Raw genomic sequence first — 22415 nt, 5'->3', positions numbered from 1 at the left:
GGTGAGGAATCACCGCAGGTCAACGGCTATGATCATAGAGTCGGCCCACGGTGCGCCGGAGATGAACCGGGAGGACGACCTGTGACGTTGAGGGTTCGACTCGGCGACTTGCGAGAGATGCGCGATCATCCGTTGGGGACGACCGAAGCAGGGTTCCGGGCCGGCTTGACCCAGCAGGAGGCCTTCACCAGAGGTCGGGGCCCTTTTTGCGGCGACGCCGAGAGCGTCTTCTCCGAACGCGAACTGTTCGTCACCGCCCCCGACGACGAGGTGCTTGCGGTCGCGACGATCGCCGGGGTGCGCGAGTACGACGGCGAGTTGCTCGTCGACGGCGACCTGGTCGTCGACCACGAGCGGGTGGGGACGCGGCTGCTGATCCGGACCCCCGCCGAGAACGTGTTCTCCTGCGCCGACGAGGAATCGGCGTGGGCAGGCTCGGTCGAACGAGCACGGTGGATCTACGTGCGGGCACTGGTCGAGGTCGCAACCGTCAAGACGGCCTCCTACGACCGTCGGCTCGCAGGCGCGGATCCTGCGGCCGACCCCGCAACGACCCTCGCCACCGCCGACGAGACGATGCAGGTGGTGCCCCGGTACGTGATGATCCACCGCAGCGGGAAGCTACGCCTCGGCGGCCCGTACGCCGACGTCGCGGACTGGGACGGGCACGTGGAACCCTGGTCCGACTACGGATACGTCGACTGCCTGCGCCTCGACGACGTCCTGGGCACCAGCGGCGACCTCGACATCGACGCTCTTCGGCCACTCACCTCGCGGGCGGCCGCCGCGGAACTCCTCGAGTCGCTGGGATGGGACAAGGTCGTCCGCCGATTCGTCGAGGCCCGCTGACCGCTGGGCGCGCAGAATCCGACGCAGACGGCTTGGTCTGTTCGGGCGCGATCCGGGTCTGATCGGTGGCATTGTAGGTGTGGGCTGTTATCTCATCGCATGATCCGTTACCACTCGACGGGAGTTCATCGCATGGCCACGCACCTCCACCTCGGACACATCTTCCACATCGCAGGCGCGCCGAAAGTGACCGAAGCCGCGGCCGCCCTGGTTTCGATACCCGACGGCGCCCTGGTGCTGGACGACGATGGGCGAATCGTGTTCTGCGGTGAGCGCGCCGAGCTCCCGTTCGAATACGAGTCCGGCACCGTGTACGACCACCGGCCCGGGTTTCTGCTGCCCGGGTTCGTCGACACCCACGTCCATTTCCCTCAGACCTACGCCGGCGACTCCTACGGCGGCGGGCAACTTCTGGAGTGGCTGACCCTGTGTATGTTCCCATCGGAGGCGAAATTCGCCGACCCGGAGTTCGCCCAGCAGGCGGCCGTCGAGTTCACCAACCGGCGCATCTCGGCGGGCACCACCGCCGCCATGGTGTTCGGTTCGGCGTTTCCGCACGCACAGGACGCGTTGTTCACCGAGACGCAGAAGGCCGGCCTGCGCATCGTCAGTGGCCGCGGAATTCAAACCGTCGGTGACGAAACCGCTCAGCCGCTGATGACGTCCGAAGAGGACGCCATCCGGCTCACCCGCGAGGAGATCGACAAGTGGCACGGCGCCGACACCGGCGACGTCGACACCGCGCTGCTGCATGTGGCGATCATCCCGCGGTTCTCGCTGTCGGTGACGCCGGAGACCTTGAAAAATCTCGGCGAACTCTACGACGAGGTGCGCGACCGCGGGGTGTATGTGCACTCGCATCTCAACGAGAACAACCGTCCCGGCACCGGCGAGGTCGACTCGACCAAGGAGACGTACCAGGTGAACTCGTACCTGGACACCTACGACGGGAAGTTCCTGCCCGGCTCGGCGGTCGGCGGAAAGAGCCTGCTCGGCCGGCGCACGATCCTCGCGCACTGCGTGCACTGCCAGGACGTCGAGCTCGAGCGGATGGCCGAGACCGGTACGTCGGTCTCACACTGTCCGATCTCGCAGCTGTTCCTGGGATCCGGAACGATGCCGTGGAAGCGCACGGTCGCGTCGGGTGTCACGATCTCCGTGGGAACCGATTTCGGCGGCGGCGACGAATGGCTGATTCCGCGGGTGCTCGGCGACGCGTTCAAGGTGCACATCACCGAGCCCGGTGACGACGGGGTGTCGATGCATCCCGCCGAGATGCTGTTCGTCGGCACCCTCGGCGGCGCCCGGGCACTGGACATGGAGAACCGGTTCGGCAACTTCGACCTCGGGAAGGAGGCCGACTTCGTCGTCGTCGACCCGTCGGGCACACCCGCACTCGACGGGTTGCTGCGCAACGCCTTTCGATCCCCCGATCCCGATCTCGCCCGCGATCAGACCCTGTTCGCGCTGCTGATGGGGATCCGCGAGACGTCCATCACCGAGGTGTACGTCGCGGGCAAACGCGCCAAGTCGACCTGAACCGACAGTGGTGGCCGGCCTCGCGGGTCGGCCACCACCGCGTTGCCTCAGCTGGGGTTCACCGACGAATGATGGTTTGCGATCAGCCACTTTCCGTCTTCGTACCGGTACACCCACGTGACCCTCGCCGCCACATCCTGGCCGTTGGCGTTGATGACCCAGCGGCCCACGTTGTAGGCGAGGTTGCAGTCCGAATACTTGTAGCTTTCTTCCATCCGGGCCGTGGGATCGGCCTTGATCAGATTGACGAAATACTCCGTTATCTCCTCCGGGGTGTCGGCGATGGGCACCGACAGAGTCGGCAGCAGTATCGCGTCCGGCCGGTACAGCGCGGCCACCCGACTCGCGTCGCCGGAGACCAGTGCATCGTTCCAACTCGTGAAAAGCGCATCCAGCTCACTGTCACTCGCGCGGACGCAACTGTCCTCGCTGTCGGAGGAAGTATCCGACGAACACGAAGCCACCGAAATCGTCAACGCGAGAATCGCAATGCCTGTGCCGAACGGTTTGGCATTCATACCAACCTCCGCGGAGAAGGGCGCGTACGGGAACGACCCGCCAACCGATCAAGCGTAACCCCGCGACCACACGGCGCGGATCGGATCAGTGCACCCCGACCCACGCACCCGATGCGACCGATGCCGTGATGGCGTCGAGGGTTTCGGCCGCGGCGACGGCGTCGGCGATCGTTGCGCCCTGGGGCTTTCCGTCGATGATCGACGTGATGAAGTTGTTTCCCTCGATGACCTTGAGGTCGTCGTAGCTCATCGAGGACGCGGACCCCGGCTGGAAGCGGGCGTATGCCCCGGCGTCGGGCCCCACCCAGACCGTCGTGACCGGCTGGTCCTGGTACCTGCTGCCGAGACTAGTGCCGAGTTCGTTCATCCGGCGGAAGTCCCAGTACACCGCACCTTTCGTGCCGTGGATCTCGAACCCGTAGTTGTTCTGCTCGCCGACGGCCACACGGCTGGCGTCCAGCGTCACCCGTCCGCCCGATGCCAAACGGACCAGCGCGCTGACGAAGTCGTCGTTCTCCACCGCCCCCAACTTGCCGCCGGTGGCGCGCGCATGCCCGCTGGTGGCCCCCGTCGGGACGGCGCGCTGCGGGATGAAGACGGCGGTGTCGGCCACCACGGCGTCGATGTCCCCGAGCAGGTACCGGACCAGGTCGACGCCGTGCGAGGCGAGATCGCCCAGCACGCCCGACCCACCGCGCGCGTTCTCGTAACGCCAGCTCAGCGCGCCGTCCGGATGTGCGGCGTAGTCGCTGAGGAAGCGGAACCGTGAATGTGTGATGGTGCCCAGTTCGCCCGAGGCGATGAGATCGTGTGCCATCGCGACGGCAGGTGCGTGCCGGTAGTTGAACCCGACGGTCGACTGGACGCCGGCCTTCTCGACGGCGGCGGCAACAGCCTTCGCGTCCTCCGACGACAGCCCGACCGGCTTCTCGATCCAGATATGTTTGCCCGCCTCGGCCATCGCGACGCCGATCTCGCGGTGCAGGAAGTTGGGTGCGGTGATGCTGACCGCGTCGATGTTCTCGTCGGCGGCGATGTCGCGCCAATCCGTCAACGCTGCGCCGAACCCGAACTGGGCGGCGGCTTCCTCGGCGCGACCGGGTACCTCGTCGGCGACGGCGCCCAGCCGGATCGTCGGGGCTTCCGGGAAGTGGTGGCGCTGCCGCAGATACGCGTTGGTGTGCACTCGGCCCATCCAGCCGAATCCGGCCACTGCAACTGCGATCTCGGTGGGGTGGGCGTTGGTCAAGGTCGACTCCGGAACTACTCGGTGCGGCGGGTGTCTCTACGACAGTGCTGTGCGCCGGCAGCGAAGTCAACCGTTTGTGCGGACAAAGTAGCTCTCGAGGGGAATTTGATGGGTTTCGCTCGGCGCAGGGCGGGGAACGCCGGCCCCCGGACCAGCGTTCCCCTCGCCTTCCTCGACGGCTATGCGTCCGCGCGTCGCACCAGCGTCGGGACGCCGGCATCGACCCGAATCACACACTGATCGAGCGACTCGAACATCTCCTCCGCCGAACCCATGGAAACGGAGACATCATGCAACACTTGCCCTTCCGAGGCGAGAAGCGAGACCTGGGGTGCAACGTCCTCACCCGAGTCCGGGATCGAGTCCGTCCCCGCGGTCCGCATGACGGCGGCCAGAATGCTGCCGCTGTCGTCCGCCAGGACCTGCACGTGGGACACCTTCGGTGATTCCTGTGTCGTCATGCGAGTACGCCTCCTTCGAGATGGAACCAGATGCCCGAATTCGAGCTGTTGTGAATACCGAGCACGTACCACTGCTTGCTGGGACCGCCGAATACCGGCTGATTGGCGGTGCCCTGCCACTGAGTCACCAGGACCTTCGTGCCGCCACCACCCTGGCTGGCATCGAGTTTCGGCGTCGCCAACTGCGGCCCCTTCCAGATGTCCCCGAACGAGAAGGAGAACTGATTCGCCTGACCAGCGGCGAGAAAAAGCCCCTGCGGCGTTGTCGACCAAGCCATTTCGGTGTCCTTTCGTCGATTCGCGAATGCGATACAGGACCGACCGTACGGCGACCTGCGCCGGTTGGACCGAGTAGTCGACTACGCGGATCTCGCGCCGGACGCGGCGGTCGGTGCGGACGCGATGCCGACGAGGCTGAAGGGGGGCAGGACGGCTCTCACGTCGCCGCAGGAGATCGTGTTCGTACATGGCCCGCGCTCCGGCCGCGAGGTAGTCCTCTGGCCCTCACGGCTGGACCAGCGCAGCGATCCGGTCAAACCATGGTGACCGCGAGGTTCGTCGTGCTTGGCTGGATGCACGCGACCCGATGAGGAGCCAAGGCCATGACCGAGCCGTTCACTGGCGAACCCGCGCTCGACGAGGTGGGATCCGCCGCGGTGGCCTCGCCGCCCCGCCGTGCCGGGGTAGCGACGCGATGACCTGGGCGATACCGGCGATCGCCGCGATGCTGCTCGCCTTCGCCGCGATCTCCCGGAAAGTTGCGGGTACCCCGCTCACCGCGCCGATCGCCTTCACGGTGGGTGGACTCGCGCTGGGAGCGGAAGGGGTGGGCCTGATCGAGGTGGACGTCACGGGCGAGATCATCAAATTGCTCGCCGAGGTGACGCTCGCACTCGTGCTCTTCACCGACGCGTCGAACGTCGACCTGACCGCGCTCCGTCCCGAGATTGCGCTCCCGGCACGACTTCTCGGATTCGGACTACCGCTGACGATCGCCGCGGGCTTCGGCGCCGCGGTGCTCGTGTTCGACGATTTCGGCTGGCCGGAGGCGTTGCTGCTGGCGGTGATCCTGGCGCCGACCGACGCGGCGCTCGGACAGGCGGTCGTGACGCTGCCCTCTCTACCGACGCGGGTGCGGCAAGGCCTCAACGTCGAGAGCGGACTCAACGACGGCATCTGCGTGCCACTGTTCCTGATCGTCCTCGCGATCGCCCGCGCCGAATCGGGGGCGATCGGTGGTGGCTCCGCCGCGATCCTGGTCGCCGAGCAGATCGGCTACGGCATCCTCGCCGGCTTGGGCGCTGGGGCGGTCGCGGCAGCAATCGTGGTCGTCGCCGGCGGGCGCGATGCGATCGACCCGCTGTGGATCCAGATCGTTCCGGTCGCCGCCGCCGTGCTCGCGTACACGATCGCCGTTCCGCTCGGCGGGTCGGGTTTCATCGCGGCGTTCGTCGGTGGCCTCGCCTTCGGTGCCATTCGGCGGCGGGCGGGGGGCGAGCTCTCGCACATGATCGAGGAGTCCGGCGATCTCTTCAACGCGGTGACCTTCATCGTCTTCGGTGCGGTGCTGCTCGGCCCCGCGCTCGGTCACCTGTCGTGGCAGGTGCTCGTCTACGCGGCGCTCAGCCTCACCGTCGTGCGGATGGTGCCGGTGGCGCTCTCTCTCGTCGGCCTGCACGCACGGGGGCCGACCATCGCCTTTCTCGGCTGGTTCGGCCCGCGCGGGCTCGCCACCATCGTCTTCGTGGTCCTGATCGTCGAGGAGTCGGGCGAACTCCCGCACGAAAATCTGCTGCTGACGACCGCGCTGGTCACCATCGGCGCCTCGGTCCTCGCCCACGGACTCACCGCCGCGCCGCTCGCCGATCGTTACGCGGCCTGGTTCCGGGGGCATCCCCGGCCGGAGACCCTCCACATCGAAGCGTCTGGGGAGAGGCTGGGCGATGTCCGTCCTCGAGTGGACGACGGCGGCTAGCAACAGCGGAACCATCCGGTGGGCAAAATGAGGGCCGCCGGCACCTTCCCCGGTGTCAGCGGCCCCTCATCCGCTCCGGGAACGCCACGCAATGCAGCTCAGCGACGGGTTGCCCACCAGCGGGATGATCATTACACTGAACGAACAGTTCACTTTATCGAACGCAATGATGGGCCGAGTCCCAGTGACGGTTGCCAGATCGAGGTGTGAGTATGCCCGAAGCCGAGGGGCAATCGGGCAACGACAGGTGCGCCGCCATCGGTGAACAGATCGTGATGCGCCGAACCCGGCGGGGAATGACCGCAGCAGAGCTCGCGCGCCGCGCAGGGATCAGCAAAGCGACCTTGTCCGGACTCGAATCAGGTACGGGGAACCCGACGATCACTACCTTGGATTCGCTTGCGGTGGCACTCAGAATTCCGCTCACGGACCTCATTACCGGCGATCGAGATCCTGGACCACTCCATCTGCGAGGAACCGGCGTCGAGTCGGGCGAGGTGAAGCGTGAACTTCTCCGCAGGATCAGCGGCGGGCATTCGGTCGAAATATGGCGGATGCGACTACCGGCGAACCACTCCAGCACAGGCCTCCCTCACGCAGGCGGCACAGTCGAGCAGCTCTATGTCTCGTCTGGGCACCTTCGTGCAGGACCCGTGGACAACCCCACCGCGCTGGGACCGGGCGACCTACTCGCCTTTGCCGGCGACGCGCCGCACGTGTACGTCACGTCGAACGAGCCAGTTGACTTGACCGTGACATTCATTGTCCCAATATCGAATTGAAAGGTCATCCATGACCTCGACCGCCACGCCCCTGCAGGGATACCTCAGTGACAACGCTGCAGGCGCGTCCCCCCAGATCCTCGCCGCGATGACGGCAGCAGCCGAGGGCCCGGCCGCGCCGTACGGCAATGACGAGCTTTCGCAGTCGGTGCGGGCGAAGTTCGCCGACGTTTTCGACCATCACGTCGACGTCTTCCCGGTCGGCACCGGTTCGGCGGCGAACGGACTCGCGTTGGCCGCTCTGACGCCTCCGTGGGGCGCAGTCCTGTCGCACCCGAATGCTCACATCAACAACGACGAGGCAGGCGCACCGGAGTTCTTCACGAATGGTGCGAGATCAATCCTGGTGGACGGCCCGGATTCCAAGATCGACGCGGACTTGTTCCGCGCAGCAGTGGGCCGGAGGAGAGGAGATGTCCATAGCGTGCAGCCCTCCGTCGTCAGCCTCACGCAGGCAACCGAGTCCGGCAGCGCATACAGTCTGGACGAACTCGCGGAACTGTCGTCGATCGCGCACGAGGCGGGTCTTCGTGTCCATATGGACGGTGCTCGTTTCGCCAACGCCTTGATCGCGATCGGGGCGACCCCGGCCGAAATGAGTTGGAAGGCAGGAGTGGACATCCTGTCGTTCGGTGCCACGAAGAACGGCGCGATGACCGCGGACGCCGTGATCTCGTTCGACGGCCGGCTGGCTACGGAACTGCAGTTCCGCCACAAGCGTGCAGGTCAACTCACTTCCAAAATGCGCTTCCAGACAGCGCAACTCGGCGCCTACCTCGACGACGACCTCTGGCTGAACAATGCGCGCCACGCGAACGACATGGCGACACGACTGCGCGACGGCCTCGCAGGCCTCCCCGGCGTGAAGATCCTGAGCAAGAGCGGCGCCAACATTCTGTTCTGCCACTTCCCCGATCACCTGTCGGCCGATCTCAGGGCTCAGGGGTACGCCTTCTACGGCGACCGCTGGGAGCCGGGAGTCGTCCGGTTCGTGACGTCTTTCGCCCATCACTCATCGGACATCGACACGCTTGTGTCATCGGTCACCGAACTTACGCGCTAACCGACGGCGCCTCCGGTGCGAAGTCCGGCGATCGCGGTGTCGGTGAGGCCGAGTTCGCTGAGCACGGCGTCGGTGTGCTCACCGAGGGCGGGAACAGGTCCCATGGGCAGTTCGACATCGGTGAACGTCATCGGCGGCAGTACCGCTCGCACTGGCCCGGCGGCGGTGTCGACCTCCCGCCACCGGGCACGCTCGGACAGTTGAGGATGGTCGATGAGGTCTCTCATTCCGTTCAGGCGGGCGGCGGGCACGCCTGCCGCGGCGAGTCGTTTGTCCAGTTCCTCGGTGTCGAAACGGCGGGTGTGCTCGGCGACGACCTGGTCGGTTTCGGGTCGGTGCTCCACCCGCAGGATGTTGGTCGCGAACTTCGGATGCTCCGCAAGATCGGATCTGCCGAACACCTCGGTGACCAGCGCCCGCCAGCCGCGGTCGTTCTGCACCCCGATCAGGATCTGCCCATCAACGGTCGGGTACGCGTCGTACGGTGCGATCGAGGCGTGACTCAGACCCATCCGCTCGACTTGAGTGTCCTGGTACATCTGCAGGTACATGGGGTGCCCGAGCCATTCGACGGTCGCGTCGAACATGGACACATCCACCGCGGCCCCCACACCGGTGCGTTCGCGCCGAAACAGTGCTGCCTGCACCGCAGTCAGCGCATACATGCCGGCGGCGATGTCGGCGGCTGGAATTCCCGTCTTGGTTGCCGTCTCGGGGGTGCCGGTGATCGAGCACAAACCGGTCTCTGCCTGCACCAGCATGTCGTACGCCTTACGTGCCTGCAGTGGGCCTGCGGTGCCGTAGCCGGTCATGTTCACCACGATCAGTTCGGGGCGGTCGCGGCGCAAGGCGTCGGCGCCGAGACCGAGACGTTCCATCGCGCCGGGAGCAAAGTTCTGGACGACGACGTCGGCCCGGTCGAGGAGCCGACGTGTCACCTCGAGCCCCTCCGCTGACTTCATGTCGACGCAGACCGACTCCTTGCCCCGGTTGAGCCACACGAAATGGGAGGCGAGGCCGTGCACGGCGGTGTCGTAGTTGCGGGCGAAATCGCCCTCCCCGACACGTTCGATCTTGATCACGCGGGCTCCGAGATCGGCCAGGTGCCGGGTGGCGATCGGGGCGGCCACCGCCTGCTCGAAGCTGACCACGGTGATCCCGTCGAGAGGAAGGTCCCGGCGCGCCGTCGAAGTCACAATTGAGGTCACGTGAAATTCTCCTGATGATGGACCGCACGCCGCAGACGGAGCGTTCGGTGCCGGCTACCCGGCATGGTGACTCCAGGATCGACCACCGCCCCACGACGCGGGTGTTCCAAAGCGGAACACCCCAGAGTCCGGTTCCGGGGACGCTGTGAGATTCGCGCCGGCCAGTAGCGCAGGAGCCTCGAACCCCTGGTCGGCACTGACCTTCCAGGCTGACCGTCGGTGTGCACTACCGATGCGCCTGCTCGGCTTACTATGACAAGGACATCCGAGATGAGGCCGGGTCGAGTGCAGAGGGCAGCGGGTGACGCCGTGGACAGTGGTGAGCTTCTCGGCTCGAGTGCACCCCCACAGGGCGGAAGTTTCCGATTCTACCTCGACGGCGAACGCTGGCAGTGGTCCGACCCCGTCGCCCGGATGCACGGCTACCAACCGGGTGAGGTCACCCCCACCACCGAACTCCTTCTGTCCCACAAACATCCCGACGACCAACCACAGGTCGCGGCACTGTTCGACAAGATGATCCATGCCGGTGAGCCGTTCAGCAGCAAACACCGCATCATCGACACCGACGGTCGCATCCACCACGTGATCGTGGTCGGCGACCGCATGCTCGACGAGAACGACCGGGTCATCGGCACGTCCGGGTACTACATCGACGTCACCGAATCGTTGGAGACCGACCCGCGCGAATACAACCAGGCGCTCACCGAGGCCGTCGCCGAACTCACCAAATCACGGGCGGTGATCGAGCAGGCCAAAGGTGCCCTCATGCTCGTCTACGGCATCTCCTCCGAACGCGCCTTCGGCATCCTCACCTGGCGCTCACAGGAGACCAACACCAAACTCCGCACCCTCGCCGAACGCTTCGTCGACGCCCTGGCCGCGGAGGCGATCCTCCCCGTCCCGTTCCGCGCCCGATTCGACCACCTGCTCCTGACCGCACACGAGCGCACCAACCCACAGGTGAGGACAACGGACTGATCGTCCGGCCCGGTAACGCCCCGCTATGCGGTGGTGACGTCGGGCGGGTCGGGAAGGTCGACGTCGAGAACGAAGTCGAGCCAGATCAGGGCGTCGGCGAGCGTCTCCGCCCGCATGGTCACGTCGAATTGCTCGGCAGCGGTCAGCGACCGCTGCGCTTCGGCGAGATCCTCGGCGAGGAACGCCGACACCGTCCGCAGCACCCAACGCTCCGACGCCGAGAGGGCGTCTACGTCGACGAACCCGCCGTCCGTGAAGCGCAGGTCGAGGATGAACCTCTCCGCCGGTCGCGCGGCGCCCAAACGCGCGGTGACCACGCCGACGATGGCATCGACGACCCAGGCGAGCACGTCGCCGTACTCCGGTTGCTCTCCGACAGCCGGCGGTTCGGCGCACACCCGGGATATCTCGCCCGAGAACCGGACGACGTCGCGGTCACCGACGAGTTGCATCAGCCGGCCGCCGACTGCCGCGGCCGACGAACTGGTGGGGCTGCCCGCGTTCGATCCCATACTTCGAGAATGCCCGGTGCGGGACATCGCCACACAGCGCGATCCCTCGGTTGGGCGGGCCGGCGGCTCGACGTTCCCGCCGCTGCCCGCCGGCGGCAGCCTCAACCGACGGACCGAATCCGAACGGTGTAGTTTTGCTGTGGGTCTTATCCTCAGGGGACTCTGCGTGAGCACCGTCACGGCGGTCTGACACGGCCGAGAAATCTGCACGAAACATTCACGTTACGTTCCGTTCGTACAGTGTTGCCCCGACGCACCCCCACCTCATCCGCGGGGTACACGCGAGGAGAAACACATGAGTGGGAATGCCGTCCGTCTGCAGGCGATCAAGGACGTCGAGGCGTATGTGCCCCCGGCCGTCAGTTTCGTGGACGACGAGAAGCCGGGCGAGATCTTCGGTCAGAACGTGTTCAGCAAGGCCGTGATGCAGAAGCGTCTGCCGAAGTCGGTCTACAAGTCCGTCATCGCCACGATCGAGAAGGGCAAGCCGCTCGACCCGATGGTCGCCGACGCGGTCGCGTCCGCGATGAAGGACTGGGCACTGGAGAAGGGCGCCACGCACTACGCGCACGTCTTCTACCCCCTGACGGGCCTGACCGCCGAGAAGCACGACAGCTTCTTCGACCCGGTCGGCGACGGCTCGGCGCTCGCCGAATTCGCAGGTAAGACGCTCGTCCAGGGCGAGCCCGACGCGTCGAGCTTCCCCAACGGCGGCCTCCGCAACACGTTCGAGGCACGCGGCTACACCGGGTGGGACGTCACCAGCCCGGCGTACGTGCTGGAGAACCCGAACGGCAACACCCTGTGCATTCCGACGGTGTTCGTGTCGATGACCGGGGACGCGCTCGACCACAAGACACCGCTGCTGCGGTCGCAGCAGGCGATGGGTGTCCACGCGGAACGCATCCTGACGCTCTTCGGCCACGAAAACGTCGAGAACATCGTCTCGTTCTGCGGACCGGAACAGGAATACTTCCTCGTCGACCGGCACTTCTTCCTCGCCCGGCCCGACCTGCTCAACTCCGGCCGCACCCTGTTCGGCGCGAAGCCGCCCAAGGGCCAGGAGTTCGACGACCACTACTTCGGCGCCATCCCCGAGCGCGTTCTCGGCTTCATGATGGACACCGAACGTGAGCTGTTCAAGCTCGGAATTCCGGCGAAGACCCGGCACAACGAGGTCGCCCCCGGCCAGTTCGAGATCGCACCGATGTTCGAACGCGGCAACATCGCCGCCGACCACCAGCAGCTGCTGATGACGACGCTCAAGACGATCGCCAAGAAGCACGGCATGGCCTGCCTGTTCCACGAGAAGCCGTTCGACGGTGTCAACGGCTCCGGCAAGCACGTCAACTTCTCGCTCGGCAATTCCGACCTCGGCAGCCTCCTCGTCCCCGGTGACAACCCGCACGACAACGCCCAGTTCCTCGTGTTCTGTGCTGCCGTCATCCGCGGTGTGCACAAGTACGGCGGCCTGCTCCGCGCCTCCGTCGCGTCGGCGACCAACGATCACCGACTCGGCGCGAACGAGGCTCCCCCGGCCATCATCTCCGTCTTCCTCGGAGATCAGCTCGCCGGCGTGTTCGAGCAGATCGCGAAGGGTGCGGCCACCTCGTCGAAGGGGAAGGGCACCATGAAGATCGGTGTCGACACCCTGCCCGTGCTCCCGACCGATCCGGGCGACCGCAACCGCACGAGCCCGTTCGCCTTCACCGGCAACCGGTTCGAGTTCCGGGCGCCGGGTTCGATGCAGACCGTCAGCGGACCCATCGTCACGATCAACACGATCATGGCCGAGTCGCTCGACTACATCGCGACCGAACTCGAGACCGCGGTCGCGAACGGCACCGACTTCGACACCGCGGTGCAGAACCTGCTCACCGAGATCATCACCAACCACGGTGACGTCGTGTTCAACGGGGACGGGTACTCGGAGAACTGGCAGAACGAGGCGGCCGCGCGTGGACTGCCGAACCTGCGCACCACCCTCGACGCGTTGCCCGAACTGATCACCGAATCGGCGGTCGAACTGTTCGGCAAGTACCAGGTGTTCAACCACCGGGAAATGCACTCCCGCTACGAGATCGGCCTCGAACAGTACGCGCTGACGATCGGTGTGGAAGCACGGCTGACCCTGGAATTGGGACAGACGTCGATCCTCCCCGCCGCGATTCGCTACCAGACCGAGTTGGCGCAGAACGTTGCGGCGCTGAAGGCCGCTGGCGTGGACGCGGACCTGTCCGCACTCGAGACCGTGTCCGCACCCCTGACGAACCTCAGGACCGCGCTCGCCGAGTTGAAGTCCGCGCTCGCCGCTCAGGGTGAATCGGAGGCATTGGCGGAGGCCACGCACGCGAAGGACGCCCTCCTGCCCGCGATGGCTGCCGTTCGCTCAGCAGCAGACAGCCTCGAGGACATCGTGGCCGACGACCTCTGGCCGCTGCCCACGTACCAGGAGATGCTCTACGTCCTCTGACGGACTCGAGTAGATCTGCACGACAGACAGGTCCGGAACCTACGGCGGAAGCTGTGGGTTCCGGACCTGTTCGTCATCTGCGAGATCAGGCCAGATCGCCGAGCGCTTCGACGGATTTCCAATCGACCGCGGCTGCGCAGTTGCGCCGCAGCAGCGCAAGAATCAGCTGGTTCACCACATCGTTGTCGGGGAGTACCGCGACCGCGGCGAGGGTGACGTAGAGTCCGCTGAGTAGTTGGACCCTGTAGTCGGCCGTCGCCTGATCCTCGTCGTATCCGGAGGATTTCTCCGCGAACACGTCGATGTACGTCTTCAGCAATCGTGTTTCGTGCAGTCGGCGTTCGGCGATGTCGACACTGCCCGACATGAAGTACGCGAAGTCGTACATCGGATTGCGCAAGCCGGTGAACTGCCAATCCAGGAGCACGGCCGACACTCCCGCGCCCGACCTCTCGAAGAGAACATTGTCGACCCGAGGGTCGCCGTGGGTCAGTGTCAGGTGCTGCTGCGGCAGCCCGTACCAGGTGCGAACCAGGGCGACCGCATCGCGAATGGCGGCCAGGAATTCCGGCGGAAGGTCCGTGGCGAAGCGTGTCAGCGCGGCCCCGGCCCCGCGTTCCGCCGCATCGCACCAGTAGTCCGAGACCTCGGACATGCGCACCAACCACGCGGGCGCTGCCTCATCGGTCAGCGGAAAGAAGCTGGAGTGCAGGCGAGCGAGTTCCGCGACAAGGGATTCCGCCTCGGCCACGCCACAACCGGCGGCCTGATTGCCGGGCGTCGTCGTTGCCGTCAAGTCTTCCAGGACGAGGTTGATGTTCGTCTCGTCGCCGGCCACCCAGTAGCACTGCGGAATCCGGCAAGCCTGTCGGCCGCCGACTTCCCGGTAGGCGCCGATCTCGCGGTGGTATGCGCCGCTCCGCAGTCCGTGCTCGTGCGCACCCGGCGCGCTCGGACGGAACTTCACCACGACCGCGGCCGGGGAAACGGATTCGGCGCGGGCATACTCGATGCCGATTCGTACGGTGTCGCTCACGTTGCCTGCGCCGATCGGCTGCGCCGAGATCGACGCGACCTCGACCCCGGTGTGGCCTGCGTGCCGCAGCACGGACTGCACCCATGCGGTGTCGATCTCGGTGGCGACATCGAGCACTCTCGGAGTCGGGTGATTCATGACCAGGACCCTTCGAAGTAGTTGGAGTTCCACACATCCGTGATGAGTCCCGCGGTCGCCTTGAAGACCTCGATTCCGCAGAGCCGCTCTCCGGTGGACAGGCGGATCGCGTTCCACGTCAGCGTCGCGAACTCCTCGTTGCCGGAGAGGTTGGCCACCTCGAAGGTCGGTTGGTTCGACGCCAGGTCGGCGCGAATGCGCTCGACTTGCTGATTCCGGCTGAGCGCGACGGTGTTACCCGCTTCGTGTCGAATGACCGGGTCGCCGCATATTTCGTGGACGAGTTCGACTCGTTGCTTGTTGTAGATCTCGAACACATATTGTTCGACGAGTTCGACGGGGGTTCTCATCGCAGCCTCCTGTACGCCTCGACGACCGGTTCGAGTTCCGCCGGCGTCGAGCAGTGCATGATCACGCCGTCGACTCCCAGATCGAGTTGGGCAGAGACCTTTTTCGCGCAGGCCTCGGCCGATCCTGTGGCGGCTGCGTCGAGCCACTCGGCGGGCAGCACTGTGCCGATGTGTTCGATCTCGGACTGGGTTGCCACCGCGTCGCACCAGCCGTTCAATCCGGCGACCACCGGATCTTCTCGAAACCGCTGGAGCGCGTCGGGGTCCCAGTTGTTCGTCTTCACCATCAGATCCCCGTACACCTGCAGATAGGTGGCAAGTCTGGCCACGGTCTTCTTCAGCTGCAGTTCGATGGGAAGGTGATCGGGAACCGTTGCGTAGCACGACCACACCTTGACCGCTGTGGGATCGCGACCGGCCTTCTCCGCGGCGCTGCGGACCGCGTTCACACACCGCACGACGGTGTCGTCCGAGAAGTACGTGTGCAGAACGACGACGTCCGCGGCTCGACCCGCCAAGGCTAGGGTCGCGGGCCCGAACGCGGTCAGCCCGATCGGAATGTTCTCGTCGAATGTCGAGTCGAGGCGCAGTGTCGGATAGTTTCCGGCCGGGCCGCTGTGACCCTCGACGGTCTCGCCCTTCCACAATCGGCGCATCAGACCGATGAAATCCTCTAGTTGCGCGGTGGTGACGGGCGGGAGGCCGAACGCCTTCAGTTGCGGTGCCAGACCACGACCGAGCCCGAGGACGAAGCGGCCGTTCGTCAGCCGGTGCATCGTCGTCGCCCAGGCTGCTGTCACCATCGGGTGGCGGGTGTTGTGGTTGGTCGCAGCAGTGGCGATGTTCAGGCGCTCGGTCACCGCGCCGGCCGCGCCCGTCAGCGACCCGAGTTCCTTGACGTTGAATCGTTCGGAGAAGAACGCGGTGCCCAGGCCGAGACGCTCGGCCAGTGCCAGTTCGCCGTACATCTCTCGGGGCGACTCGACGTGTCCGCCGAGTGCGTAGAAGCCCAGTTCAGGCATCGAATCGTTCACCGAATGCGCCTTTCGTCAGAATTGCAGTCGGGCGCGGACCTACCCACGGTTCACCGCTGCGAGTGGGTGGATCCCGATGTGGCGGGCGCCGTCACGGTCCCGTGCATGTGTCAGGGAGTTGGTGACCATGGACAGAAACAACTCGTCACCACGCTCGGTCCGTTCCACCAGCATCGCAGCCGCAACCCCGATGATGAAGTTGTGGAAGGTCGCGCACGCATAGTCCTGGACGAGACGTTCGAACGGATAGCCGTCGACCCCGAGGTCGACGAGTTCCGAGTGATAGTGGCGGAGTAGTTCGTCCTCGTTCGCTCGACGCGTCGTGGCGTCCAGTGCACCACCGATGAAGTAGGCGACATCGACCACTCCCGGTGCGTACACCACTGTTTGCCAGTCCAATACGACGAGCGGCACTTCCCCGCCGCGCGCGTCGAACAGCACGTTGTCGGGCCGGTAGTCGCCGTGCTGGACGGTGTAGGGCATCCCCTCCAGTGCCTGGTAGTAGCCGGCGATGTTGTCGACGAATTCCTGCCCCAGTGCAATGTCGGCCTCGCTGAGCCGGCCGGCGTAGCGCTGACGGAATCCGTCGTACCATTCGGGCATCATCTCGGCGAATCGCTGCCAGTAGCTCGACGAGATGTCCATCCACGGGTTGCCTCTGAGTTCTTCCGAACCCCAGTAGGGTGCGTGGATCCGCGCTGCCTGCTCGACTGCGAGTCGCGTTTCGGCCACCGTGCAGCCGGTCAGCTGGTTTCCGGGACGTGCGGGAGTGAGATCCTCCAGGAGGAGGACGAATTCCGTATTGTTCGAATCAATTTCGGCGTGGAGGCAGGCCGGGACGCGGACCTGGAGGTGCGGCGCGATCTCGGTGTAGAAGCCGACCTCACGGGCGTAGTTGAGCTCGCTGCGTCCGGCCGCGCGACTCTGCTCGCTGTCGGAAGTCAGTTTCGCGACGAGCGACTCGGGGCCGCCGCCACCGTCGGAGTACGAGATCGTGATCTGATAACTGTCGGCGACCAGGCCGGTGCCGATCGGTTCGATTGCGGTGCCGGTTACCCGGTTGCCGAGGGCGAGTATCCCCCTGTCGTGCAACACTCGGTCCAGCCAGCCCCCGCAAATATCAGCTGCGTGCAATGTCTTCTCCTTGTCGGGGGCCGGCTCAGATCTCGAGCACCGTCACGGCGCCGGTCGTGCCGTCGACCTCGACGAGTGCGCCGTTCGGGATGCGCTTGGTCGCGTCGGTGGCCGAGACGATGCACGGGATACCGATTTCCCGGCTGACGATCGCGGCGTGTGAGAACGGGGCTCCGACGTCGACGACCACCGCGGAGGCGGCGACGAACAGCGGCGTCCAGGACGGGTCGGTGATCGGGGCGATGAGGATCTCCCCGGGCTCGAGGGCGGAGGGGTCGTCGGGGTGGTCAGGACCCGGGCGATGCCCCGGGCGGTGCCGGTGCAGCCGGACACGCCGACCAGAGTCTCGCCCGCGGCCAGCGCAGCGCCGGCGGCGCCCGCACGCAGCGGCCAGTCCTCGAGCGGCGGCACTTCCCCGGAGACGACGAACGGCGGTTTGACGTCGAAGAGTGCGCGGTAGCTCTTTTCCCGCTCGCGCACGATGTCGGTGAACGCAGAGGGATCGGACAGGTAGGCGTCGAGTTCGTCGGCGAAGAGCATGAAGATCTGCTCGACGCTGTCGAGCGCTCCCGCCTCGACGCCGCGGCGGCCGAGCTCCCGTGCCGGAAGCCGGATTTCGTGAATCACCATGGCTGCCGTGGTACGGGCGCGTTCGCGACCGCGGAGCCAGAGAGCGGCGGCGGCGAGGGTGGCCTCGAACTGGGCGGAGGTCTCGGGATCTTCCGCGAGGAGCTGGCGGACCACGGAAGCGGCGGCCTCGCGTTCCTCACTTCGGATGGCGCCCTTGCCTTCCGGTGCCTCGTCGTCGCCGACCTGCCGCATGCGGTCGACGGTGGCCAGCGCCAGTTCCGGTTTGACACCCCACGTCTGGGCGCGGATCTCCCATTCCGCCGGCCCGCGGAAGTCCCAGTCCGACAGGAAGGCGTCGAGATCGGCGCGGAACGCGGTGACCGCCGGGTCGGTGCTCGCCGCCAGCCGATCGTAGAGGCCGGGGACGCCCTCGTCGAACACGGCGGTCACAGCCGGATCCTGGGCGGTGCGGCTGAGGGTCCACATCCGCTTGGAGGGTCCGGTGGAGTCGACGTCGCCGATGCCGCCGACCAGGGTGAGGGCAAGCTCGGGCCTGCCGACCGCGGCGGCGATCTGCGCGACGGCCCCCAGCCCCACGCCCGATTTGAGACTGGCCTCGATGTGGTGCTTGAACAGCGGCCGCAGGATGTAGTCGAAGGAGGTGATGCGCTCGCGCAACTGCTGATCGGTCAACGTGGTCATGTCGGGCCGATCGGCGCGGATGCGCACCACGTCCTGACGGTCGGCATCGTACTCGGGCAGTCCGGTGGCCCCGATGACCTCCTCGACCAGCCAGGCGCCGGCGCGCTCCGCGAACTCCGGGTTCTCGTCGAAGTCCCGCTTCTCGCTCTCGTAGCTGGGAATCCCGGGCATGTCACCGAAGTACTGCAGGTCGACGGCTTCCGGCGACATCCCCGGCACGCGGACGCCGAACAGCCGCATCAGCGACATGTTGATGTACAGGTAGCTGCCGAAGGCCGGGAGGATGTTGTAGTCGACCGTGGCGTCGTAGAGGTCGTGATCCCAGACCTTGCATGCGACGAAGGCGTCCCGCCAGCCCGGTTCGAGATTGTGCTGGAAGCCGGCGGAGGCGTTCAACGGACTGATCGGGTCGGGAAAGATCTCCCCGACGTTCGCGCGGGAGTACAGGGGAAACACCTTCGACACAGTGTCGTTGATGGGCCACTCAGCCATGCGATGCCTTCTTTCAGACAAATGTTTTGGAGTGCCGGTTTCATTCCGGAACGATGCACGCCGCCTGTCGTGTTAGCGACTGTGAATTCACATTCTTATGTGAGTGCCGTCACTCTGTCAAGGCTCCCGGTCCTTGACCGACCACGCATGTCACAACTTTCCGCGCTCACCGGTAGACAAAAGTGTGAATACTGCGTCACAATCCTTGGATACGAGGTCTGAGCTGGCGTCTGGTTTGTGGAGGTCGGCGGAGAAGGAGAGCGCTCACATGCGCATTTTGGTCACCAACGACGACGGCATCGACGCACCCGGACTGCATGCGGTGGCGACAGCTCTGGCAACCGAGGGGTACGAGATCACCATCGCCGCGCCGCGCGGCGAGTGCAGCGGCAGCGGCTCGTCACTGGGCACCCTCGAGCACGGAGCCGAGATCGCGTACACGGAGCGCCGCTTCGGGCATCTGCCTGGAGTGCAGGCGCTCAGCTTCGACGCCCCGCCTGCATTTGCGGTGTTCGCGGCGTGTGCGGGGGTGTTCGGTGCTCCACCGGACCTGGTCGTCAGCGGCATCAATCCAGGCCCGAACACCGGCCGTATGATTCTGAATTCGAGCACGGTGGCGGCCGCACTGACCGCGTCGACCCTCGGCGTCCGCGGTCTCGCCGTCAGCTGCGGGTTTCCGCCGGAGCACCGTTTCGATACCGCCGGCCGGATCGCAGTGTCGGCGGCACAGTGGATGCTCGCCCACAGCGCCCACCGTGCCGTGCTGAACGTCAATGTGCCCGATCTCGACATCAGTGAGGTCAAGGGTGTGCGGATGGCACCGCTGGCACCGCGCGGACTGCTCGGCTTGACCTTCGACAAGACCCCGGACACGGTGCGGCTGTTGCGATTCGCCAATACCGAACGTCTCGGTACCGGAACCGACTCCGCTCTCGTGCGTGACGGCTATGTGTCGATCAGCGCCATCTCGGCCGTGGCGGCCAACTCCGAGGGCTCGGGCGTCGCGGCGCACGTCGAGGCGTGCCTGCCGTTCCCGGCGGCCTCCGAGTCCTAGGCGCAGGATTCTCCTGCGCTGCAACGTGGGTCGGGCACGGGAAGGGGCGGGCCGGTCATCGACCGGCCCGCCCCTTCCGTGTTGTGCGCTCGTTCAGCCTTCGTCGGCGGCGCCCCGGGTCCGCCCGGCGCTGAGGATGAGGTCTTCGTGCAGTTCCATCCAGATGTCGTGGTAGCTGTCGTACATCGGCCGCGCGAACGAGGCGTTGTCGCCGCCGCGGATGCGGTCGAGCGCCGCGGAGAGGCGGGGCAGGTAGCGACCGAACCGCGGCAGCGCACCGACCAGTTCCGGGAGCGACGCCCGCAGTTGCTCGTCGATCTGCGCCAGCGCGCCGACGACCTCGCCGTCGTAGGTCGGGTCGCCGTGATCGTTGGGGGTGTCGTCGCTGCGCATCTGCCAGCGCTGACACACCATCTTGAAGTCGGAGTTGATCGGCAGGAATCGGTCGTAGAAGGCTGTCAGCGCGGTGGCCGCGCCCGTGGTGGCCGGATCCTGCGCGAGTAGCCGCAGATGCTCGGCCTTGCCCGCGGGGGTCAGCATCGCTCCCGGCATCCGGCCCTCCCGGCGCACCACCAGGCCCTGCTCGACGAGCGGATCCAGGGCTGCCGGCAGGTCCTCGACCGGCACGCCCGACAGCGCGCTGAGCACGTTGTCGTTGGCCAGTCCCTTCACGCGGAGCGAATGAAGGACGTCGAAGGTGTGTTGATCTTGCTGGGCGTGAACCATGTCTGGCTCCTGTTCGGGTGATCGGTGGTCAGATGTGTCTTCGTCAGGAAGTCGCGAAATAGTGCGAGCGCAGGGCCTTCTTGTTGAGTTTCCCGGTGGGCAGCCGCGGCAGGCGGTCGACGAAGTCGATCGAGCGGGGCGCTTTGAAGGTCGCCAGGCAGCCGCGGCAGTAGTCGATGAGGCCGGCGGCGGTGGTGGCGTCACCCGATACACCCTCGCGCAATTCCACCATCGCCTTGACCTGTTCCCCGAATTCGGGGTCGGGGATGCCGAAGACCGCGGCGTCGACGACATCGGGATGACGCACCAGGGCGGCCTCGATCTCCTCGGGGTAGATGTTGACCCCGCCGGAGATGATCATGAAACTTTCCCGCCCGGCGAGGTAGAGAAATCCGTCCTCGTCGAGGTAGCCGCGGTCGCCCATGCTCTTCCAGCCGGCACTCGTCGCGGTGTCTCCCGCGTTGACGTAGGCCGTCGCGGCCGGCGGTTCGAACCAGACCTTGCCGATCTCACCCGTCGGCACCGGGGTCCCCGCGTCGTCGGTGACATGCACGCGGGTGTCGCCGAAGGGTCGCCCGACCGACCCGGGGTGGTCGGCCGATTCGGCCGCGGAGATGTAGGTGTGCCCGTAGCCCTCGGAGGCGCCGTAGTACTCGTGCAGGACCGGCCCCCACCACGCGTTGATCTGCTCCTTGACCTCCACCGGGCAGGGCGCGCCGGACGTGACGGCGGTGGTGTGCGTCGGCGACAGCGCGATGGCGCCCCTGTCGGGCAGGGCGAGGATGCGCAGCAGCATCGTCGGCACCCACTGCGAGTGGGTGACCCCGTGGGCGGCGATCGCCGTCATGGCCGCGGACGCGTCGAACCGTTCCATACATACGACCGTGCCGCCGGCGGCCATCGTCATCAGCTGGAAGGTGAACGGCGCCGCGTGGTAGTTCGGGGCGGGCGAGAGCAGCACCGTGTCCGAATCGATGCCCAGTTTCTCGACCAGACCCGCGTGCCGGGTCGGAGCCTCGGAGGGGTGGATGTCGAGCAGTTTCTGCCGGAACGCCTTGGGCCGGCCGGTGGTGCCGCCGCTGTAGAGGACGCGGGCGCCGAAGCGCTCGTCTGCGATGGGAGTCCTCGGGTGGTTCGCGATCGCGGCGGCGAGGTGCTCGACTCCGGGAGAGGGATCGGCGCACAGGGTCAGCGCGGTGTGCCCGCCGGGAAGGGCGTCGGCGACCGCGCCGGCGAGCGAGCCGCTGGTGACCACCGCGGCCGGTGCCGCTTCGGCGAGGAGCGCGGCGAGTTCGGCGGCGCCGAGGTGCCAGTTCACCGGTGTGACATACAGGCCCGCGCGCATTCCGGCCGCGACCACCACGGGCCATTCGATCCGGTTCTCCATCACCAGGACGATGGAATCGCCTGCTGTCACGCCTCTGCTGCGCAGGAGATGGGCGAGCTGGTTGGACTGCTCGTCGAGCTGCCGGTAGGTGAGCGAAGAACCGGAGGCGGCCATCACGAACGCGAGCGAATCGGGATGCTCGGCGGCGATTGAGGGTGGGTACACGAGACCTCTTTTTGTGA

20 protein-coding genes and 1 pseudogene are annotated in these 22415 nt (G+C 66.3%); 8 read left to right on the top strand and 13 right to left on the bottom strand.

Annotation, left to right across the window (positions count from 1 at the left end; genetic code table 11):
- Window positions 1-81 precede the first annotated feature (81 nt).
- Window positions 82-849 carry a hypothetical protein gene (locus tag I1A62_RS28165; RefSeq protein WP_124391892.1) on the top strand — a complete coding sequence of 256 codons (768 nt, stop codon included), beginning with the start codon at window positions 82-84 and terminating at the stop codon, window positions 847-849.
- Window positions 850-981: 132 nt separating this feature from the next.
- Complete coding sequence (locus I1A62_RS28160) at window positions 982-2388, top strand: guanine deaminase (RefSeq protein WP_124391891.1); 1407 nt, start codon at window positions 982-984, stop codon at window positions 2386-2388.
- A gap of 47 nt (window positions 2389-2435) precedes the next feature.
- Here the strand turns inward: I1A62_RS28160 and I1A62_RS28155 are convergent, their stop codons facing one another.
- From I1A62_RS28155 to I1A62_RS28140, 4 genes are all read right to left on the bottom strand, one after another.
- A complete protein-coding gene (locus I1A62_RS28155) occupies window positions 2436-2906 on the bottom strand; it encodes a DUF4440 domain-containing protein (RefSeq protein ID WP_124391890.1) in 471 nt (156 codons plus the stop codon).
- An 85-nt stretch (window positions 2907-2991) separates the two neighbouring features.
- Window positions 2992-4155 (bottom strand): Gfo/Idh/MocA family protein, encoded by a 1164-nt coding sequence (locus I1A62_RS28150; protein ID WP_124391889.1) that lies wholly within the window; start codon window positions 4153-4155, stop codon window positions 2992-2994.
- Window positions 4156-4334: 179 nt separating this feature from the next.
- Entirely contained in the window at window positions 4335-4616 is a 282-nt protein-coding gene (locus tag I1A62_RS28145; protein WP_219455549.1) for a hypothetical protein, read from the bottom strand.
- Window positions 4613-4894, bottom strand: coding sequence for a hypothetical protein (locus I1A62_RS28140; protein WP_124391887.1), 282 nt, complete (start codon window positions 4892-4894; stop codon window positions 4613-4615). The genes I1A62_RS28145 and I1A62_RS28140 overlap by 4 nt, the downstream gene beginning before the upstream one ends.
- 416 nt (window positions 4895-5310) lie before the next feature.
- Between I1A62_RS28140 and I1A62_RS28135 the strand changes: the two genes are divergently transcribed.
- The 3 genes from I1A62_RS28135 to I1A62_RS28125 all read left to right on the top strand — a co-directional run bounded on the left by I1A62_RS28135 (window position 5311) and on the right by I1A62_RS28125 (window position 8436).
- Complete coding sequence (locus I1A62_RS28135; protein ID WP_124391886.1) at window positions 5311-6591, top strand: sodium:proton antiporter; 1281 nt, start codon at window positions 5311-5313, stop codon at window positions 6589-6591.
- A 212-nt stretch (window positions 6592-6803) separates the two neighbouring features.
- A complete protein-coding gene (locus tag I1A62_RS28130) occupies window positions 6804-7373 on the top strand; it encodes a helix-turn-helix domain-containing protein (RefSeq protein ID WP_219455547.1) in 570 nt (189 codons plus the stop codon).
- A gap of 10 nt (window positions 7374-7383) precedes the next feature.
- Window positions 7384-8436 carry a low specificity L-threonine aldolase gene (locus I1A62_RS28125; protein WP_219455545.1) on the top strand — a complete coding sequence of 351 codons (1053 nt, stop codon included), beginning with the start codon at window positions 7384-7386 and terminating at the stop codon, window positions 8434-8436.
- Here I1A62_RS28125 and I1A62_RS28120 read toward each other — a convergent pair.
- A complete protein-coding gene (locus I1A62_RS28120; protein ID WP_219455544.1) occupies window positions 8433-9644 on the bottom strand; it encodes a CaiB/BaiF CoA-transferase family protein in 1212 nt (403 codons plus the stop codon). The two genes, I1A62_RS28125 and I1A62_RS28120, sit on opposite strands and share 4 nt — an antisense overlap.
- Window positions 9645-9914: 270 nt before the next feature.
- Here I1A62_RS28120 and I1A62_RS28115 point away from each other — a divergent pair, with 270 nt between their 5' ends.
- Window positions 9915-10625, top strand: a complete 711-nt coding sequence (locus I1A62_RS28115; protein ID WP_124391882.1) for a PAS and ANTAR domain-containing protein — start codon at window positions 9915-9917, stop codon at window positions 10623-10625.
- A 23-nt stretch (window positions 10626-10648) separates the two neighbouring features.
- Here the strand turns inward: I1A62_RS28115 and I1A62_RS28110 are convergent, their stop codons facing one another.
- Window positions 10649-11137 (bottom strand): hypothetical protein, encoded by a 489-nt coding sequence (locus I1A62_RS28110; RefSeq protein WP_219455541.1) that lies wholly within the window; start codon window positions 11135-11137, stop codon window positions 10649-10651.
- A 295-nt stretch (window positions 11138-11432) separates the two neighbouring features.
- Between I1A62_RS28110 and I1A62_RS28105 the strand changes: the two genes are divergently transcribed.
- Complete coding sequence (locus I1A62_RS28105) at window positions 11433-13610, top strand: glutamine synthetase III (protein ID WP_219455539.1); 2178 nt, start codon at window positions 11433-11435, stop codon at window positions 13608-13610.
- A gap of 85 nt (window positions 13611-13695) precedes the next feature.
- Here the strand turns inward: I1A62_RS28105 and I1A62_RS28100 are convergent, their stop codons facing one another.
- The 5 genes and pseudogenes from I1A62_RS28100 to I1A62_RS28080 form a co-directional block, all read right to left on the bottom strand.
- Entirely contained in the window at window positions 13696-14784 is a 1089-nt protein-coding gene (locus I1A62_RS28100) for a phosphotransferase (protein ID WP_124391879.1), read from the bottom strand.
- The gene (locus tag I1A62_RS28095; protein WP_124391878.1) at window positions 14781-15134 is read right to left on the bottom strand and encodes a hypothetical protein; all 354 of its coding nucleotides are present in this window, start codon (window positions 15132-15134) and stop codon (window positions 14781-14783) included. The genes I1A62_RS28100 and I1A62_RS28095 overlap by 4 nt, the downstream gene beginning before the upstream one ends.
- Complete coding sequence (locus I1A62_RS28090; protein WP_219461486.1) at window positions 15131-16156, bottom strand: TIGR03857 family LLM class F420-dependent oxidoreductase; 1026 nt, start codon at window positions 16154-16156, stop codon at window positions 15131-15133. Before I1A62_RS28090 ends, I1A62_RS28095 begins: the two co-directional genes overlap by 4 nt.
- A gap of 51 nt (window positions 16157-16207) precedes the next feature.
- A complete protein-coding gene (locus tag I1A62_RS28085) occupies window positions 16208-17302 on the bottom strand; it encodes a phosphotransferase (RefSeq protein ID WP_219455537.1) in 1095 nt (364 codons plus the stop codon).
- 25 nt (window positions 17303-17327) lie between these two features.
- Window positions 17328-19066: pseudogene (locus tag I1A62_RS28080) on the bottom strand (PEP-utilizing enzyme).
- A 268-nt stretch (window positions 19067-19334) separates the two neighbouring features.
- Between I1A62_RS28080 and surE the strand changes: the two are divergent.
- A complete protein-coding gene (gene surE, locus I1A62_RS28075) occupies window positions 19335-20120 on the top strand; it encodes a 5'/3'-nucleotidase SurE (RefSeq protein ID WP_124391875.1) in 786 nt (261 codons plus the stop codon).
- Between the two features lie 93 nt (window positions 20121-20213).
- On the opposite strand, the gene I1A62_RS28070 is transcribed toward surE, so the two are convergent.
- Window positions 20214-20846, bottom strand: coding sequence for a MarR family transcriptional regulator (locus tag I1A62_RS28070; RefSeq protein ID WP_219455535.1), 633 nt, complete (start codon window positions 20844-20846; stop codon window positions 20214-20216).
- A gap of 43 nt (window positions 20847-20889) precedes the next feature.
- Window positions 20890-22398: an AMP-binding protein gene (locus I1A62_RS28065; protein ID WP_219455534.1), complete on the bottom strand. Its 1509-nt coding sequence runs from the start codon at window positions 22396-22398 to the stop codon at window positions 20890-20892.
- Window positions 22399-22415 lie beyond the last annotated feature (17 nt).

The organism is Rhodococcus sp. USK10 (assembly GCF_019378875.1).
GTDB classification, from domain to species: Bacteria; Actinomycetota; Actinomycetes; order Mycobacteriales; family Mycobacteriaceae; genus Rhodococcus_F; species Rhodococcus_F pseudokoreensis.
This window is presented reverse-complemented; position numbering and strand designations above follow the sequence as displayed.